The following is an 18,082-nucleotide window of genomic DNA, read 5'->3' on the forward strand; positions in this document are numbered from 1 at the left end:
CAATTCATGCACTACTACAACCGCCAGAGACCGCACCAAGCTCTCGACGGAAAGACGCCGATCGAGGAGGTGCAGAACTAGACAGTGCCTTCCGATTGGATTGGTAGGTCAGCGTATGAGTGATGATATCGAGACTTACGAGTGTCCATCCCCTGATTGTTCGAGAACGTTTGGAGCGAGAGCGGAGTTCACCGAGCACATCAACAGTAAACACGCTGGCGAGTATCAACGGGACGGCTGGCCCGACACGTCGGCTGGTCGGCAGGCGCACCGCGATCGTAGCAAGGACGACGAGGAGTAGCGAACTCGAAATAACCAACACTGACTCGGTAGAGACCCCTCTCGTTGGTTAAGACGGTGGTGTTGCGTATTTTGGTTGTGTGACTCGCGACAACCACGATATACAGTTTGGCAACAGGAAAGCGATGATGTCACGAGTGAGCAGCAGCATTTTCGGAATTCAAAGGGGGCTATAAGTAACTCTGTTGAATAATTGAGGCTGCCCGGTGTGATCGCACCGGGCGTCCGCGATGATGATCGAAACGACAGCGGTGATCGTCGCGTCGTACGTAGGAGTCATGGGGCTCCTACGAACGGTCGACAGTACGACCCCACTTTCCATCAGCGTTTGGGTATGGGGTGCGGGCCTCGAGCTGTCGATCGGCGACGACCCTGAGTAGGGTTGTCGAGCCCCGTTAGGGGCTTCGCAACGAGACTACCGAAGGCGTACGGTACCTGTCCATCGACCGGCGAGATTGGATGTACTGTGGATCAGCTGAAGTTCTTCTCAAGTGGTGGGACGATCTGCTTTTTCCGGGACATAACGTCGGGCAAAAACGCTTCCCGATCCGTGAATGAGGTATCGAGAGCATCTTCCACTGTCGCTGCATGGCCGCCAGCCATGAGGGCGACCGATTCCTCCCTAAGCACGTCCGTGACGAGCAACAGAAGCACGGCGTAGTCCCGCTCAGAAACGATTTCGTCCATCGCAGCGAGTATAGCATTCCGCTGATCCAATACCACCTCCCGCTCTACGGTTTCGACCTGTCCAATGCCGACGTGATTCGATCCGAACTCGAATTCTTTGAAGTCACTCAGAACCATTTCTCGGGGCTGTTTCTCCCCAAGCTTGCTTTTCTGTTGCAGCAACTCTTTGCCGTATTCCTCGCGGTCCACATCGGCTGTCTCAGCCAGTCGTTTGGCTATACTCCGATCTGTTTCGGTAGTTGTCGGGGATCGGAGCAGAACTGTATCACTCAACAGCCCGCTGAGCAGCAGGCCGGCAGTCTTGGTATCGATCGTCTCGTCCGCTTCGTTGTACAGGTGCGTGAGGATGGTGGCGGTGGAACCAACTGGTTCGGTTCGGAAGAAGATAGGGTCGCTGGTCTGTACGTCACCGATTCGGTGGTGGTCCACGACCTCAACGATCTCGGCATCGCGTGCGCCGGACACGGCTTGACTGTACTCATTATGATCAACGAGGATCAGCCGGTCCGCCGCTGTATCATCGATGAGAGTGGGAGTTTCAACGTTCCACCGATCGAGGACGAACCGGGTCTCCGGGTTCACCGCACCAGCCCGCGCCGGGACGACATCCGCTCCCTGTGCCTGCTTCAGCCGTGCATACGCGAGGGCAGAGCAGATAGCGTCAGTGTCCGGCTGTTGATGACCAATAACGTAGATGGGGTTTGCCATAGCCGCTGTATCGTACCCCCGTTAAAAACCATATCCCATTCTGTTCTGGTGGGTAGCTTGTTTCTCGCTCCTGTATCTGTTCTACCGAACAATCGCTGCTTGCTGAATTCGCGCGAATGTGCTGAATAGACCCTGATGTCCCCGAAAGAGAACCTCCAACCTAAGCGGCAAGATGATTGGCTTGAAGGGGCGTGAAAAGGTGAACGGAGTTCGCTAGATCAGTTCGGCCAGCAGGACGGCCGCGAGCCCGAAGTAAATTAGGAGCGCGGTGATGTCCTTGACCGTCGTGATCAGCGGGTCCGAGGCTGCAGCGGGGTCGAACCCGAGCTTATTCATAAGCCACGGGATCACGTAGCCGACGGTCGAGGCGACTACACAGACGGTGACGAGTCCGACGAAGACGACCGTCGCCAGCTCGAGGGCGTAGGGCTCGTTGATCTGCCAGACGTAGGCCGCGCCAGCGCCGATGGCGCCGATGATGAGACCGATCAGCAGGCCGATGACGCCCTCGCGGGCGAAGTGTCTCATCGCGTTTCGGTCATCAATGTGACCGAGCGCGAGGCCGCGGACGAAGATGGTCGACGCCTGCGTGCCGACGTTGCCGCCCATGTCCATGATGACGGGAACAAAGAAGGCCAGCGCGACGACGGCCTCGAGCGTGTCTTCGAACTGCTCGATGACGCCGCCGGCCATCAGCCCGCCAGCGAGGGCGACGATGAGCCATGGCAGTCGCAGTCTGAGAATCTTCGGGATCGAGGACTCGAGGATCGCGCTCGAACGGGCGGTCTCGACGTCGGTAAAGGAAAAGCCCGCGCTCTTCATGATGTCCTCGGTNGAGCCATGGCAGTCGCAGTCTGAGAATCTTCGGGATCGAGGACTCGAGGATCGCGCTCGAACGGGCGGTCTCGACGTCGGTAAAGGAAAAGCCCGCGCTCTTCATGATGTCCTCGGTGGCCTCCTCCTCGACGACCTGGATCATGTCTTCGGTTCGGAGGACGCCAACGAGCATGCCGTCGTCGTCGACGACCGGTAGCGCTGGGAAGTCGTGTTCGGCGACCTCGTCGGCCGCGTACTCGGGGTCGGTGTCTGCGTTGATCGTGACGAGATCAGTGTGCATGTGGGTCTCGACGACGTCGTCTTCGGGCGCGTTAAGGAGCTCCCGAAGGGACATGACGCCGACGAGTCGGCCCGAATTATCTGTGACGTACAGGTAGTAAACGGTAGTTTCGTCGGAGACGGGTTCGAACTCGCGGAACTGCTCGATCGCCTCTCCAATGAACGTTTCCTGGGTAACCGCAACAAAATCGGCTTCCGTGACGTCGGCGACGCGGTCGGCGTGGAATTCGCCGCCGTCGGCGGCGACCCGGTCAGCGTCCTCCATACACCTCACCACGGGCGTGCGAGCGAATGACGCCTGCAAACTCAGCTTGGAGCAGGTCAAGGACCAGATCCTCGAGCGTGCGCCCACGTTCGCGGGCACTCTCGTTGATCGGAGTATCGGTGCCAAAGTGGTTGCTGTGATTTGTATCCAGCATGCAGCCAGTCAGTTTAGAGCAGGCTAAAAAATCACTTCGGTTTGAATATTAATATGGTACGACGTTACACAGCAGCGATTTACAGCAGCGACTCATTGAATCTGCACTCTACAGACCAGTTGCAGGGTACCCGAATAGAAGACCAGTTAGTGTTCCGGTCGATGTATTCAGTACGGCTTTGCAATTAGTATTAGTGCTTGATAGAGTAGCTACGGTTGGTTTGCCATCCTCATGTGACAGAATCCAGAGAAGCCACTGTCCCTGGCAAAGCGGCGACACCAACCGTCATTCTCTTGCAATCTCTCTATGTGGTATGTCATGTTGTCAGCCGAACGTCTGAGTTTACCACAAACTCCGCCGGTCTCTATACAAGGACCTCTACCGAAGTTCTAAACTCTCCAATCTTATCAAGGACTACAGTGGATATGCTGAATATAAGGACAGTAATCTTTTATCGTGGTACATAGTTATGGTGTGGTAGGAAGTAGCATACTACATGAAAGTGAGATGTACATTGTGCAGGCGGGTGATCCCAGACCAATCAATGCAGCATTGGTGTTCATGTGGGTGGTGTATGGACTCCAATTGTAAACGGAATCACGAGTCGTTCTGCCCGGTTCACAGCAAGGAACGCTGGATTGGTGCAGTCGAACTCTGACGGTTTATTTTGAGTGAAACCAGTAATGGATAGGTGTATTCAGCCCGTCTCCATGGAGTTGCATCTCTGATGGATAGTTCACCGCTCAGTAAGCATCTCCATGTAACAACTACTGGAACTTGAGAGCAATCTCGAAGGTGGGTATTCAGACGGTACCAGAAGGTCCTGACTCGAGCAGTGATTTCTGTCCGCGTTAGTACTTAGCGGCCAAGATGCCCAACGCCAGCGACGACCAAACGACCCGATCAGCGCGATTGGCAGTTTGGCTAATGAGGATTTCTTAGAGAAACCCGGGGTGAGGGTTTCTACGGAAGACGCGGTTGACAACTGGTTGGCAGGTGGGGCCTCGCCATTTATTCATGTGGGGGCCTAGCATGATAAGATTTGTGGTCGGGGTATGTTACTATGTCAGCTGAACGTCGTGGTTCGGCACAAACTGCGACGTTGACCGACCGATTTACCCTTCTCGCTTATAAACTATGCCGCCTACAGAACCCATGCCAAGCAATCCCGACGTTGNCACAAACTGCGACGTTGACCGACCGATTTACCCTTCTCGCTTATAAACTATGCCGCCTACAGAACCCATGCCAAGCAATCCCGACGTTGAGCACTCTGATGAGTTCAGCCGGGCCCGAACGTGGCTCAAGCCGAATCAGATTGAACGGCTTCGAGACGTCTGCCTATCTGAAGTCGTCGCACCCTACCTTCAGGACCGGAATGAGGTGATCGTCGCACTGCTCTATGATGCTGGCCTTCGCGCCGGCGAGCTGTGCGCTCTCGAGGTAAATTACCTAGATCTCGAAAACGGAACCGTCTATCTTCCGAGTGCTATCCAGAAAGGCTCACCACCGCCAGCGACTCTCGAGCTCAAGCCTGAGACGGTTCGACTACTCCGTCGGTATCTTCGGGACCGATGGAAGAACACTACAGCTCTCTTTCCTACCCGCTCAAGCGACCGAATCACGACACGGTCCCTACAGCGGCTCATAGAAAAACTCGCTGTAGAAGCGAACGTGCGCCCGCTGCTTGCTGGCGGTGGCATAGGAGAGCCAACGGACGTTACTCCGCACACACTTCGGCACTCTGTAGCCTATCGGATTATCCAGATCGACGGTGGTCGGCTCGAGGATGTACAACTACGACTACGTCACGCCAATAGACAAACCACGGACCAAATCTATAGCCACTTGATCCCACGGTAGTTGGAAGATCGGCGGGTGTTCGGATTCACTAATCAGTAAGTCGTCTCTTGCCCATAACGCATGATCGACCTCAGTCCAACTTCTCAGTTCGCTTCAGTTCTCATGCTGTGTAGGGTGTGTCACAGAACTCTTCTCAAGAACTGATTTCACTCCGTGCTTCGGTGAATCTGCCGGTATATTGATCTACGAACCTAACACTGTTACTTCGATCAAATATGGATGATTCTGACGGAGTCACGCTGAATAGACAATGGAGCGAAATCGGTTTATAAAGATAAGCTATCGACGAATCCTATGGACGCTTAGTCTTTTCTTTCCTTGTACCGATCATCCGTTGGTAGAGAATCAATTAGGTATCCGTTCCTCTGGAATATCAAGGCTGTAGTCCTGCCCATCTTTCACCTTCTTAAACAAGTCAAGGGCCTCATCAGAGTACCGACGCGGCTCCACTCCGCTTTCCTCAAAGAAAGCGATGTGATAGCGGTTGTTGAACGCGGTGATGTCGACCCCTCTATCTTCTTCGATCTGGTCAAGAATTTCCCGGTTCAAGGTTACATAGCTATCTAGCCCAATTTCTTCAGCCACCTCAGAGGGACGATACGTATGCTGAAACTTGATCGGTGGCACCTCTCCTGGTTCACCCTCCATGTATCCTAGTACCGTCCGCAACTCACCTACGTCAGTAGCGACATCTTCCAGTCGGTTGATATCTACGACTTCGCCACCTGAGGACATTGAGGAGACAACATCGTAAGTCTGCGCAAGAAGGCTCCGCAGATACCGAGGGTCAACCGCTAGTTCATCGCCCTCGGCAAATGCTCTGAACACCCAGCCGAAGTCGTCGGCGACAATATTCTTGACGCGAAGATGGCCGCCGTCGTCGAGCTTGATGTCATGTTCCCGCGGGTATGAATTTTCCTCCTCGGCGTTCTCCACCCACTGAAGGAAGTAAATGTCCTCTGTAATAGACCGCTCGTCGCTCAACACCTCATCAGCCCACGTGAGTACCTGTTGGACGTTCGGATCGTCCGGTCGGTAGCCGACGATGAGGAGGGGATGTTCAGCGAAGTACGTTAGCATCTTCGAACTAAGGTACCGTCTTCGGTTGTTGAACTCATGGTAGTCGTCCTCCGTGAGTACGATGGACTCTGGATTAGAGACAGAGCCATGGATGTGTAGAATCTCGCCGATGTTCCGGTACCGTGTTCTCAGAACCTGTTCGCCAACAACAACTCGGTAGGAAGGAATATCGTCAGGGTCGATCTCCTCGTCGCGATTGAAACCGGCACTTCCGACTCGGTCGTCATCCAGCAGGTTGTCGTCGGAAACTTCTTCGTTGAAGATGGCCTCGAAAAAGCGATCATAATTAGTCGTGATGACCGCGTGAGGCTGAATCTCCTGTAGATGCTTGACTTCACGCAGTGCCGCGTCAAGCGTGATTTTCTCGTGGACGGTGTCCTCGGCGAGATCGTCGACGGTCTCCGGTGTCATTTTGCGGATGTGGTCGGCGATTTTGGCCTTCAGGAAGATATCGCGTTTGTTCTCGTGGTCGAAGAGTTCCTCGTCCCATCCAAGAAACTCGCTTTCCTCGTCACTATCGTACCCCCCATAGTCGCTCCATGCCCATTCAGCGTACTTCTCTGCGAGGAATTGGCCGACTTCCGTTGGACTCCTCGTCTGCCGATAGAAGCCGTATTCCTCCTCGAGTCCGTCGCAGTCCTTCACTAACCTCTCGAGCAATCCATCCCAGTTCGGTGCGCCGAAGTACCGAATAGAAAGTCCGGTACCAGCGAAAATCACGGGCTGACAATTGGCCCTCGTGACCGTCTGCTCAATATCGGCGATCACTTCCTCCTTGTACTCCTCGAAACCAGTCATGCGGATGAATCAACTTTCCCATGTAATGATAGTTTGGAAGTGCCGCGAGGATTGAATGTTTTAACGGTTATCCCCTTCCGTGACGCTTTGACCAGTCTGCTGAACGGACAAACGGTAAAAACATCTATTGTACATCAAAGCGGATCTATATGTGCGATGCTAATCGCCAGAGGGCACTGCGAATAATCAGGAGTGGATCGACACCGCGATGACGAAGATTGATACCCCCGGCAAAATCAATCAGCTACAAGATCCTACTCTGGAAGACTCAAAAGAATAATACGCCGATAGAAGAGTGCACTTGTCAATGCCTGTCGATTTCCTCGAGTCGGAAACATCACGCCCGTGGACATCGGATCGCGTCAGTGCCGACTGTGAGCTTTATCTTGGAAAAGGATCCAACGGTCTCGAGATTCTCGTCACAGAATGTGACGACCGACCACAGAAGAGTTGGCTTCAGCGACTCTACACCGACCGTCGGAACCAGCGTATCAACCCGATTCTCGTCATTGTGCTTCGAGACGACAGCCAAACGGTCGACATCATCGGGCCCGCTGGTGAGGACCCGGATGTCAAGCGCGACCTCGAGCCCTCACAGGTCGAACGTATCTGCGAGTCGGCGCTTGAGCGACCGGACCACCATGCCGCACAGCGGTTCCTTAGCGAGGTCCTCGCACAGATTGAGGAAGAATTGGTTGGCCTGCGAAATCAGGGGCTCCTCTCGACACACGAACTGAAAAGCGGCGTCCCTGACCGTCCTGACTGGGAAGACGCTGTCGGCCGAGCTAAGGGTTTGCTGGACGAGGAAGGGCGTAATTTGGTTGAGGGGCTCGGTTACGAAATCGAGCGTCTCCAAGATCACAGCTACATTCTGAAGGACACTAGAGACGGACGGGAGCAAGCCGTCGCTGTCTTTCTCAACGAAAACGAATCGTTCGACCACGCGCAGGATCGCTTCACCGGCCAGACGCCTGTCTCCTACGCGCTTAATGAAGCGGATAAAAAGAACCTCGATTACGTCATCGCCAGTTCGGACAACTGCCTACGGCTCTACACGACCAACCCTGACGCAGGGTTTGGATCGCGCGGTCGGACTGACACCTTTGTCGAGGTCAATACCGACCTTCTCACCGACGACAATGCCGGCTACCTGCCGCTGCTGTTCTCCTCAAGAGCACTTCAGGACGATGGATCGCTTCACGAGATCATGTCCGACTCGAAGGACTACGCCACCGAGTTGGGGCGGCGGCTTCGAGAGCGCATTTACGATGATGTCGTCCCGGATCTCGCCGAGTCCATTGCCGAGGCCCGCAATCTCGAGAACCCGACGAAAGACGAACTGGATGGGACCTATCGGATGGCGCTGATCAAACTCTACCGGCTGCTGTTCATCGCGTACGCCGAGGACGAAGGGTTTCTCCCACGGCACAATCCCCGGTACGAGCGCCGGTCACTGAAGGCAAAGGCTCACGAACTGCACGACCTTCGTCAGGAAGACATCGAATTCGACGATCGGTCGACGGCCCACTGGGACGATGTCATGGAACTATCCCACGCGATCCACAACGGTCACTCGGAGTGGGGCCTTCCCGAGTACAATGGGCGGCTGCTCTCTTCGGACGATGACATCTCGGAAGCGGGGGCCCAGCTAGCAGAGATTGAACTGACCGATAACCAGTTCGGGCCAGTGCTGGCAAACCTGCTCATCGACGAGTCCGAGGCCGACGACATCGAGGGGCCAGTTGACTTCCGCAACATCGGCGTCCGAGAGTTCGGCGTCATCTACGAGGGGCTGCTCGAGTCTGAACTCTCACTTGCCGATCAGGACCTGACCGTCGACAACGAGGGGCACTACACACCAATTAACCCAACGGGTCAGCAGCAGTTGGCTGAGAACGATGCAGACGTCGTCGTTGAAGAGGGCGAGGTGTACCTTCACGGTCAGTCCGGCGAGCGGAAAGCCACCGGGACGTACTACACCAAGACTCGGTTCGTTGAGCATCTTCTAGATCACTCGCTCGAACCGGCGCTGGACGATCACCTCGAACGATTGGACCGCCTGCGCGAAGAGGAGGGCCGCACAGCGGCCGCGGAGGCGTTTTTTGATTTCCGAGTGTCCGACATCGCCATGGGGTCGGGACACTTTCTCGTCGGCGCCGTTGACCGCATTGAGAACCGTCTAATGAAGTACCTGACACGGGACGACGTCCACCTCCCGCAGGTCGAAGAAGAGCTTGACCGCCTACGCGACGCCGCCGAGGATGCCTTCGCGAGCAGCGAGGAGATGCCCGAAGTCGAACGCAGTCAACTTCTTCGGCGGCAGGTTGCCCGTCGATGTATCTACGGGGTCGATGTGAATGACCTCTCGACGGAACTGGCGCGCCTCTCGCTGTGGGTGCACACGTTCGTTCCAGGGCTTCCATTGGCGTTCCTCGACTACAACCTTACCACGGGCGACTCGCTGGCAGGCATCGGCACGCTGGACGAGGTGAGCGATATTCTCGATGTCGAACAAACGAATCTCGAGATGTTCATGGGTGGATCTAGCGTGGTGAACGACATTGAGGACGCCATCGACGAACTGGGAAGCTTCGCAGACGCCGACGCACAGCAGGTCGCCGAAGCCCGAGAGACGCGTGAAGAGATTCAGGATCAGTTGGCGGAGACCCGTGCAGCTTTCGACATTCTGGCGGCATCGAGAGTAGAGGATGAAATTGATCCAAGCGTCGTGAATAGCGACGATACAGAACTACTGGGATCAGATGAGTACGAAAGGGCTCAAGATGTATTCAAGGGAACAAATCAACTACACTTCCCGATAGCGTTCCCAGAAGTGTTCAATGGGGACAACCCTGGATTTGACGTATTGTTGGGGAACCCACCATGGGAGAAGACGAAGGTGGAAAAGCATGAGTTCTGGGCTCGTCATTACCCGGGTCTTCGTTCGATGACTCAGCCGGAGAGAGAAGCAGAGATTTCAGAGTTAGAAAAACAGAGAGAGGATCTAGTTGATGAACTAGAAAAAGAGCGTTTAGAGCAGGAAAAGAAGGCAAAGATTTTGATAAACGGACCGTATCCAGGGCTAGGAAGCGGCGATCCTGACCTCTACCAAGCGTTCAGCTGGCAGTTTTGGCGGCTAATTAAGACAGATAGTCATCTCGGGGTCGTACTTCCTCGTGAAGCCTTTCTCTCAAAAGGATCTGAGTCTTTCCGCCGACATATTTTAGAAAGTGGAAAAATATCCGACATTACATTCATACTGAACAACCGGCAGTGGGCATTTGAGGAGGTACATCCCCAGACGACGATAGGATTGTTCTCCGCGAGAAAAGATAGTCCATCAGAGGATACTTGGGTTCCAATTCGAGGTCCTTACCCGAGTCGAGAAGCGTTCGATGATGGTGTTCAGCACGAACCCCACTATTTTGAGTTGAGAGATGTGCTTGATTGGACAGAAACAGCATCCTTCCCGCTCTTGCCGCCCAATCCTGGAGCTATTGAAGCCTTTGACCAAATCCAGCAGTCACCCGCCGTTGTTAATGCAGACAGAGATGACTGGAATGTAGTCCCTTATCGAACCGGGATTACATCCAGTGACTGTCTAAGCGAGAGTGAAGCTTCTGGACAAGATGGTGCAGTCTGGCCAGTATATAAGGGAGAGTCGTTCGATATTTGGGATCCAGACACTGGTTCCTACTATGGTTGGGGCAACAAGGAGAAACTGGTAGAATATCTCCAAGACAAAAGAAGTCGTAGCCGAAAATGGCCAGATACAGATCGGGAACTTCCCTGCTTCACCCCAACTATCGCGTTCCGGAGGGTCACTCGAGCCACTGATCGCAGGACCGTGCGTGTTTCATTAATTCCGCCGAAAGTATTTATGAGGGATGCCGATCCAGTGCTCCTCTGGGAGAGTGGGGATTCTGAAGACGAAGCCTACCTTATTGGTGTTCTTTCGTCCATTCCTACAGATTGGTATGCTCGCCGATTCGTGGAGAAACACCTTGACTATTACATTTTCAATGGGGTTCCGATCCCACATCCTGACGGAGAATCCATCTTGCGAAAGCGTGCCATCGAACTCTCTGGACGCCTTGCCGCTATTGACGATCGCTACGAGGACTGGGCCAACGAGATCGGCGTCGACTACGGCCCACTCGACGACGACGAGAAACAGGAGAAGATTCACGAACTTGACGCCGTCGTCGCCCACCTCTACGGGCTGAGCCGCGAAAACCTTCAGGTTGTCTTTGAGACGTTCCACGACAACTGGGATCACGAGCGGCGGATGAACGCGGTGCTGGAGCACTATGACGAGTGGGCTGAGCAACTGGAGGACAAAGAATGACCAGGCCAGAGTTTATCGACAATCGGGAGGGCAACACCCTTGCCGCAGCAATTAACGAGTATATCGAGGACCTGCGCGAGAAGATGGGCCCCGAGCCCAACCTCGATGTGGCGACCGGCTACTTCAACCCCCGTGGCTACTTTGAGGTGGCTGACGCACTCGACGAGGTCGGGGAGGTACGGCTTCTCCTCGGCGCTCAGCCCAGCCAGAAGGATACCGAGCGCTGGCGACAGCCAGGCGAACCTCGTGGTGAAGAGTACGACCAGAAGCGACTCGAAGATTCTCTCCAGACCCTAGACCGCAATCTCGACGAAGACCGGGACCTCCTAGGGTTCTCCCGACGAATCGACGATCGCCTACAACAACTGGTGGACTTCCTTCGTGGTGACGATGTCGAGGTTCGACGCTACGAAGAGCAATTCCTCCACGGAAAGGCGTACCTGTTCTCTCACGACCAAGGGGTCCTGGTCGGTTCTTCGAACTTCACTGGTGCCGGACTGACCTCGAACATGGAGCTGAACGTCGGCCAGTACAGTCCGTCTGTGACCGGACAGGTCAACGAGTGGTTCGAAGAGCTCTGGACCGACGCCGAACCCTACGACCTCGCAGCGATCTATGAGGAGCGGTTCGAACCGTACGACCCGTACCTCATCTACCTTCGTGTCCTGTACGAGCGCTACGGCGACGAACTTGAAGAGGAGGCTGAGGATGACGGCGTAATCAACCTCACCAACTTCCAGCAGGACGGAGTTCGCCGTGCCGAACGGTTCCTTGACAAGCACAACGGCGTGATTGTCGCTGACGAGGTCGGCCTTGGGAAGACCTACATCGCCGGGAAACTGCTGGAGAAAACGGTCAACGAAAACCGACAACGAGCACTGGTGGTCGCTCCGGCATATCTGCGTGATGGGATGTGGAAATCGAAGGCCCCGGAGTGGGGAGTCCAGTTCGAGACACTCTCCTACTCAGAACTTCGGAACGAACGCCAATTCGGTGGTGAGCGGTCGCACTTGAATTTGGAGAAGGAAGAGTACCAACTCGTCATCATTGACGAAGCGCATGCGTTCCGTAACCCTGGTACACAGCAGGCTGATGCGCTTCGACAGCTCCTGCGAGACGACCCACCAAAGGATGTCGTGATGCTCACAGCAACGCCGGTGAACAACTCGCTGTGGGATCTCTATTACCTCCTATACTACTTCATTAAGAACGACGCAGCGTTCGCCTCGGACGGAATCCGGTCGCTTCGTGACCGGTTCAAGCATGCACAGGCCGAAGATCCGTCTGACCTGAGCCCTGACCTTTTGTTCGACGTCCTTGATGAGACGACTGTTCGGCGGACACGGCGGTTCATTCGGGAACACTATGAGAACGCAACTCTCCCCGACGGCGAGGGTGGTGAAGTCAGAATCACCTTCCCCGAGTCACAGCCTCGGCGTATCGACTACGATTTCAGTGATACGTTCGGCGACGCCTTCTTCGATGACGTCGCAAAGGGATTAGCCGCTGGCGACCGGAACGAGTCGGAACTCACTCTCGCCCGGTACCGACCATCGTACTACCTCGAAGGCGAGGAAGACGCCTCGGAACTGTCACTCATCGGTCTGCTCAGAACGGGTCTGCTAAAGCGCTTTGAGTCCTCGAGCAAAGCGTTCGCCAACACATTAGAGCGGATGATCGACCAGAACCGCGCTGCACTGGGCCTGCTTGACAACGGAATGTTCCCCAAGCCCGACGCGATTGAGGAGTGGGTCGAAGCTGACAGCGACGAGGTACTCGACGATGCCTTCAATCAGGCAGACGACCAGACCGTATACAACCTCGGTGCAACAGAAGCGGAAGTCGAGGAGTTTCGTCAGGATCTTGAAACCGACTTAGAGATTCTACAAGACTGGTATGAGCGTGTAAGTGTCGTTACGCGCGACGACGACGAGAAACTCGACACACTAGGTAAGACGCTTATCGACATCGCTAAAGATGCCGAAGAAGATGCCGAGACGGACCCGGACCTCGAGAAGGAAGAGGCGTTCCGGCAGAACCGGAAGGTCGTCATCTTCTCCTACTACGCGGACACAGTCGAGTGGATTCTGGATTATCTAGAAAAACGCGCCCAGAACGACGAGACACTCTCCTGCTACGAGGGCCGAATCGCTGGCGTCACTGGAGACAGCTCGGTCCGGGGAGTCACGAGAGAGGATGCGGTTCACGGCTTCGCTCCCGACTCGGCAGATGCGCCGGCAGGCGTCGAAGACCAGTACGACATCCTCGTTACAACCGACGTGCTCGGACAAGGGGTCAATCTCCAGCAGGCCCGGAACGTCATCAACTACGACCTGCCGTGGAACCCAATGCGTGTCGTTCAACGGAACGGACGGATCGACCGTATCAACTCGCCACACCCCGAGATATTCCCGATGACGTTCTTCCCGGAGGACCACCTTGACGATCTTCTCGAACTCGAACTTCGAGTGCGCCAGAAGGTAACCCAAGCAGCCCGCTCTATCGGCCTGGATAGCCAAGTCATCCCGGACATGGACACGATGCAGCAGAATTTCTCTGATCGGGTTGAGGACATCGAATCTATTCGAGATGAAAATGAAGAGGTCTACGAAAAGGGTGGTGGCCAAGCAGCGGCATACTCAGGTGAAGAGTACCGCCAAGAGCTACGAGAAGGCTTAGAAGACAGAGAGGACCAAATCACCTCGCTCCCGTGGGCGGCAGGATCTGGATTTCGAGCTGGGAACCCGGGCTACTTCTTTTGTGCCAGAGTGGGAGAGGAAATGTTCATGCGATTCGTTCCGGACAACGACGAAAGAGAGATGATCGACGACACGCTCACCTGCCTCCAGCGCATCGATTGTGATCGCGATACTGATCGTGAACTCCCGAGGGAATTCAAAGACGGTGTCTATGATGCGTGGGAGGATGTGAAAGAGGACATCTGGCAGCAGTGGCAGGAACAGACAGATCCACGTGCCGTCCAGCCAGATGTTCCTAAAGCATTCCGTGAAGCCATTGAGCACGTTCGGGATTACTGGCCGTCAGACCTGACACAGACTCGTCAGGAGGAGTTGATCGACTCGCTGGGGGCGCCGTGGCCACAGCAATATGAGCGTGAAATTCGAAAGGTAGTTCGTGATGACGGCTTAGACGACGAGGAGAAAGCCCGTAGAATCGTCGAAAAAGCCGATGATCTCGGACTACAACCCTACGACGCACCCGAGCCACTTCCGCCAATCCGGGAGGAAGAGGTCAAACTCATCTGCTGGATGGCCATTGCTCCCGAACAAACAAATGAAGACGAAAATGGCCCGTCCCTAGTTTCCCAAGCAACGCTACAGTAACTCAAAACATGCAACAATTCAAGGTAGACGATAGGGTGCGAATAGACATCCCAGATGAAACAGATCCGGATTATCGGTTACACGGAGAACATGGCACGATTGCGAAAATCCTGAGCGATGACGCTGCGGAATTGACCGGAAACCCTCGCGACTCGCAACTGTACCGTATTGAACTGGATTCGGGACAGACGATCGATATGCGATGGCGCAGTCTACGGCCGCCGATTGAAGACTGAGAAGTTCGGTTCTCCAATCGAGGACCATAGTACCGTCAGTTCTCCTCGGTTCATCGACAGCTGTGAGCAGAGACTTCTGGGAATTATTGTAGCCTGGGAGAACGAGCAAGTGGAATTGTACGACTTGATGCAGAAATTCAATTCGCAGTCGATGGTTGACTGTTACCACCCAGATGGAGTTGCGAGCTGGTACTTTACCTTACGCCCGATTTTTTCCTTTTCTACAAGACCTAGTTTGTGGAACCAGCTGTTGTAATAGCCGGTGTAGTATTTTCCGGATCCCTCGTATTCGTCCACAAGTGCTTCCTGAAGTTCCTCCCGGAGCAGGCCTCCATCTTCTCGGTACGCTTCAAGAGTACTGAGGTAGAAGAACGCACTCCCGTAAGGTTGCATTCCGATTAGCAGCGTGCGTTCGATTGGACGAAGGCCAGGGTTTTCATCGAACACGGCAGCGAACTCCCGCCCAGTATCCGTCAATGAAATTTCCGTGTTCGGGTCACGGTCTCCTGTAGTACTGAAGAATGCCCCATCATCTGTGTCTACAATACCAAAATTATACGATCCCTCTTCTGCGTCGATGTGTCCCTCACTCTGCAGGTACGATCGCAACTCTTCGAACGTCACGGTGTCCTTACGCTCGACAAATTTGAACGCGGCTTTGACCGCTTCGGGGTTTGAGGACCACCGGAGTATCGGTAGTTTGTCGTCGGTCTCGACCTCTTCGAGTAGCTTTCGCCGTTCATCAGCCGAGAGCTTCTTCAACTGCTCTGCGAGATCTTCGTGGTTCAGATTTTCGCCGGATTCGGTTGTCATCTTGAACTTCCTCTGCCTACTCTAATATCTGTAATACGATATATCTTATGGTGACTGAGGTTGACTTAGGCTAACTAGATCTGATGTAGGCTTATGTCAACGTTGGTTTTCACATTCTGACGCAACTCAACTACCGAGTCGCTTATACAGTGAAAATAGCCGAGCCAGTTCTGGTGTCGGTTACTCAACCGTCCTGAACACTGTTGAATTTGCATAGCTAGCTCGGGTACTTGAAGAACCGTACTTGTTTACAGTCTGTAAGCAGTCAAGTGTCCGCTTACAGGGGATGTACATACAGGATCCCAAAAGTGTTGGTCTCAAGCTGCTGGCAAAAGATAACTGCCAAGCACTGCCAGTACGATCAGCACTGGGCTCGGAGAGTCCGGCCTAATCTATGCACACCAGAGTTCCGTTGAATACGTGAACTGTGCACCCATCAACGCCGAATCCTGCCTCTCCTTGTCGAGACCACTACTCCACCAAACTCGAGGATACGATCACCTCAACCGAACCCGAACTCGGGACGGCTTCCCGGTCGGTAGTTAACCGCGGTGAGTTTGTCGGCTAGAAGAACCCGCCGAGTATGCAGTCAGGATAACGTCATTCGGCAGCCAGTGTAGCGTCATCTCGACATCAAGAGACTGTCGGGGTGAACGGGACAGATTTGGATGTTGAGTTCGTCGAAGGGAGCAAGACGCAAGTCCCGACGCCAGGGACCACAGACGGAGACGCGATCAAGGACTACATCGAGTTCATGACGGCTCTCGACACGCTCGACGGAATGAACGTCTAGCGTGGCTCGAGGATAACCCCGAGGTCTACGAGGAACTCAAAGGCCCCTGGAGCCAGATCCTTGAGGGAAACCGCCAGCACCTCGAGGTGGAGATCGAGACAGGGATCTACCAGAATACGGCGATCCACACCCCCAACCGCGAAACCCACTCCGCCAGCGAAGTGTATCTGTGAGCAAAACGCCCGGACGGTACCTGCGGCGCCGATCTCAAGGAGTACAACGTCCCAACCGAGGTCGATCTGGAGGAGTGCGAGCTCGAGATTCATTCCGACGACGGTGTCCCGCTGCTCCGGGCGGCCGTCGCCGATGAGCCGAACGAGACGCTCGGGAACTCGCTATGTCTAAAAACTTGACCCACGGGGTCCGGCCGATGGCTGAGTGCCACCGCTGCGGAACCGAGACGTCGCGACGGACGCTCGAGGACGAGCCGCTGTGCGAGAGCCGCGATGAGTGGCGCGAAGAGCACCAGCAGTCTCGGGAGGCCGATCAGCACTCTCTCGGGGAGTGGGATTCCTAGCTTCTACACCCCGCGTGCAAAGTGAAAACACACCTTCAATTCCTATCCGGAAAGCCGACGTAGTCGGCGTCCGAACGCGGTCGTATGACCAACGACAGTGCTGTCGAGACCTACGAGTGTCCGTCTCCCGACTGCTCACAGAACTTTGGTGCCCAGGCAGAGTTCACCGAACACATCAACGCCGAACACGCCGGCGAGTACAACCGTAAGGACTGGCCCGATACGCCAGCTGGTCGCGCCTCGAGACGTGATCGTGCTAGTGACGAAGACGATGAGGAGTAGTTGCCCGCAAGTTTGTATCCGAAGCCACGGCCAGCACCAGCGATGCCTCTACGCGATCGCGGGGACGACCTCCTCATCGCAGTCGCACTAACGCCTCTCAGTTGGGTTCGAACAGGCCGATCCCGAACTCGCCGAACAGGCCTAGCAGCTTGCCGCCGATCAGCTCCTCGAGAACTTACTAAGGGGTGGGGTCAGAATGGCCGGTGGCAATTAGCTCGTCGATAGTGTGCCGCGTGGAGCCGCGGCAATGCCTACCGACCATCTCCTATTCTATACCCTTAGTACTAATAATTTTTCTTTCTGGAGAAGCCTCAAAAGTTCTGTTCGGACAGGAGTGCATTGAGAGTAGGCTCATCGGGATAGCAAGGACCGCGAGATGAGTATGGTTTGTGAGCAATGGGCCGAATCCGGTGGGCCACCGGTAGGGTAACCCACCGTTCTCCGTCTGGCTGACAGCAGCGGATTAGGTCTGTCGGAGGTGGTTAATGGGACCAGTGTCACGGAAGACACGTCGGTACCTCCGACGAACTACAGTTTCTACTTGCACTACTAATAATTTACTAAGAGATAGGATAAGAACAAAGTCATGGGTACCGCAAAGTGAGTTACACGCCAATCGAACACAAAGGGGTAGGGGTACTCGGAAACAGGGGGTGTGTCTCAACCCTGCCTCCGTGGCATCCTGGCTGGGTCACCGAACTATCAAGGGTGTTGTCGAACAACCGCCGGTGTACACCAGCCGGTTTCACATACTTACTTTCCGTATTAATATCTATCT

11 protein-coding genes and 2 pseudogenes are annotated in these 18,082 nt (G+C 54.8%); 7 read left to right on the plus strand and 6 right to left on the minus strand.

All coding sequences use genetic code 11. The features are described from left to right. A partial coding sequence (locus C491_RS22800) for an integrase core domain-containing protein (RefSeq protein ID WP_005559787.1) occupies positions 1-81 on the plus strand: 81 nt, incomplete at its 5' end. Positions 82-771: 690 nt separating this feature from the next. Here C491_RS22800 and C491_RS20325 read toward each other — a convergent pair. The 3 genes and pseudogenes from C491_RS20325 to C491_RS24310 all read right to left on the minus strand — a co-directional run. After that, positions 772-1,695, minus strand: coding sequence for a manganese-dependent inorganic pyrophosphatase (locus C491_RS20325; protein WP_005559788.1), 924 nt, complete (start codon positions 1,693-1,695; stop codon positions 772-774). A gap of 213 nt (positions 1,696-1,908) precedes the next feature. Beyond that, positions 1,909-2,529: pseudogene (locus C491_RS23910) on the minus strand (magnesium transporter); the annotation flags it as partial. A gap of 13 nt (positions 2,530-2,542) precedes the next feature. Beyond that, positions 2,543-3,076 (minus strand): annotated as a pseudogene (locus C491_RS24310) (CBS domain-containing protein); the annotation flags it as partial. A 1,399-nt stretch (positions 3,077-4,475) separates the two neighbouring features. On the opposite strand from C491_RS24310, the gene C491_RS22210 reads away from it, so the two are divergent. After that, a complete protein-coding gene (locus C491_RS22210; protein WP_005559789.1) occupies positions 4,476-5,093 on the plus strand; it encodes a tyrosine-type recombinase/integrase in 618 nt (205 codons plus the stop codon). A 345-nt stretch (positions 5,094-5,438) separates the two neighbouring features. Here the strand turns inward: C491_RS22210 and C491_RS20345 are convergent, their stop codons facing one another. Continuing rightward, positions 5,439-6,971 (minus strand): SIR2 family protein, encoded by a 1,533-nt coding sequence (locus C491_RS20345; RefSeq protein WP_005559791.1) that lies wholly within the window; start codon positions 6,969-6,971, stop codon positions 5,439-5,441. Positions 6,972-7,278: 307 nt separating this feature from the next. On the opposite strand from C491_RS20345, the gene C491_RS23920 reads away from it, so the two are divergent. From C491_RS23920 to C491_RS24315, 3 genes are read left to right on the plus strand one after another with little or no spacing between them, the layout of a single operon-like run. Next, positions 7,279-11,319 carry an Eco57I restriction-modification methylase domain-containing protein gene (locus tag C491_RS23920; RefSeq protein ID WP_005559793.1) on the plus strand — a complete coding sequence of 1,347 codons (4,041 nt, stop codon included), beginning with the start codon at positions 7,279-7,281 and terminating at the stop codon, positions 11,317-11,319. Beyond that, complete coding sequence (locus tag C491_RS20355; RefSeq protein ID WP_005559794.1) at positions 11,316-14,663, plus strand: helicase-related protein; 3,348 nt, start codon at positions 11,316-11,318, stop codon at positions 14,661-14,663. The genes C491_RS23920 and C491_RS20355 overlap by 4 nt, the downstream gene beginning before the upstream one ends. An 8-nt stretch (positions 14,664-14,671) precedes the next feature. After that, positions 14,672-14,899 carry a hypothetical protein gene (locus tag C491_RS24315; RefSeq protein WP_005559795.1) on the plus strand — a complete coding sequence of 76 codons (228 nt, stop codon included), beginning with the start codon at positions 14,672-14,674 and terminating at the stop codon, positions 14,897-14,899. 162 nt (positions 14,900-15,061) lie between these two features. On the opposite strand, the gene C491_RS20360 is transcribed toward C491_RS24315, so the two are convergent. Then, positions 15,062-15,712 (minus strand): hypothetical protein, encoded by a 651-nt coding sequence (locus C491_RS20360; protein ID WP_005559796.1) that lies wholly within the window; start codon positions 15,710-15,712, stop codon positions 15,062-15,064. A 789-nt stretch (positions 15,713-16,501) separates the two neighbouring features. Further along, positions 16,502-16,771: a hypothetical protein gene (locus C491_RS20365; RefSeq protein WP_005559797.1), complete on the minus strand. Its 270-nt coding sequence runs from the start codon at positions 16,769-16,771 to the stop codon at positions 16,502-16,504. 104 nt (positions 16,772-16,875) lie between these two features. Here C491_RS20365 and C491_RS23035 point away from each other — a divergent pair, with 104 nt between their 5' ends. Beyond that, positions 16,876-17,022, plus strand: coding sequence for a hypothetical protein (locus C491_RS23035; RefSeq protein WP_160167171.1), 147 nt, complete (start codon positions 16,876-16,878; stop codon positions 17,020-17,022). A gap of 84 nt (positions 17,023-17,106) precedes the next feature. Further along, positions 17,107-17,304, plus strand: a complete 198-nt coding sequence (locus C491_RS20375; RefSeq protein WP_005559798.1) for a hypothetical protein — start codon at positions 17,107-17,109, stop codon at positions 17,302-17,304. Positions 17,305-18,082: the final 778 nt, after the last annotated feature.

The organism is Natronococcus amylolyticus DSM 10524 (assembly GCF_000337675.1).
GTDB lineage: Archaea > Halobacteriota > Halobacteria > Halobacteriales > Natrialbaceae > Natronococcus > Natronococcus amylolyticus.

Coding starts and splice junctions, on each gene's coding strand:
- C491_RS20360 (WP_005559796.1), bottom strand. CDS start 15,712: ATGACAACCGAATCCGGCGAAAATCTGAACCACGAAGATCTCGCAGAG.
- C491_RS20375 (WP_005559798.1), top strand. CDS start 17,107: ATGACCAACGACAGTGCTGTCGAGACCTACGAGTGTCCGTCTCCCGAC.
- C491_RS22210 (WP_005559789.1), top strand. CDS start 4,476: ATGCCAAGCAATCCCGACGTTGAGCACTCTGATGAGTTCAGCCGGGCC.
- C491_RS24315 (WP_005559795.1), top strand. CDS start 14,672: ATGCAACAATTCAAGGTAGACGATAGGGTGCGAATAGACATCCCAGAT.
- C491_RS23035 (WP_160167171.1), top strand. CDS start 16,876: ATGGCTGAGTGCCACCGCTGCGGAACCGAGACGTCGCGACGGACGCTC.
- C491_RS20365 (WP_005559797.1), bottom strand. CDS start 16,771: ATGAATCTCGAGCTCGCACTCCTCCAGATCGACCTCGGTTGGGACGTT.
- C491_RS20325 (WP_005559788.1), bottom strand. CDS start 1,695: ATGGCAAACCCCATCTACGTTATTGGTCATCAACAGCCGGACACTGAC.
- C491_RS23920 (WP_005559793.1), top strand. CDS start 7,279: ATGCCTGTCGATTTCCTCGAGTCGGAAACATCACGCCCGTGGACATCG.
- C491_RS20345 (WP_005559791.1), bottom strand. CDS start 6,971: ATGACTGGTTTCGAGGAGTACAAGGAGGAAGTGATCGCCGATATTGAG.
- C491_RS20355 (WP_005559794.1), top strand. CDS start 11,316: ATGACCAGGCCAGAGTTTATCGACAATCGGGAGGGCAACACCCTTGCC.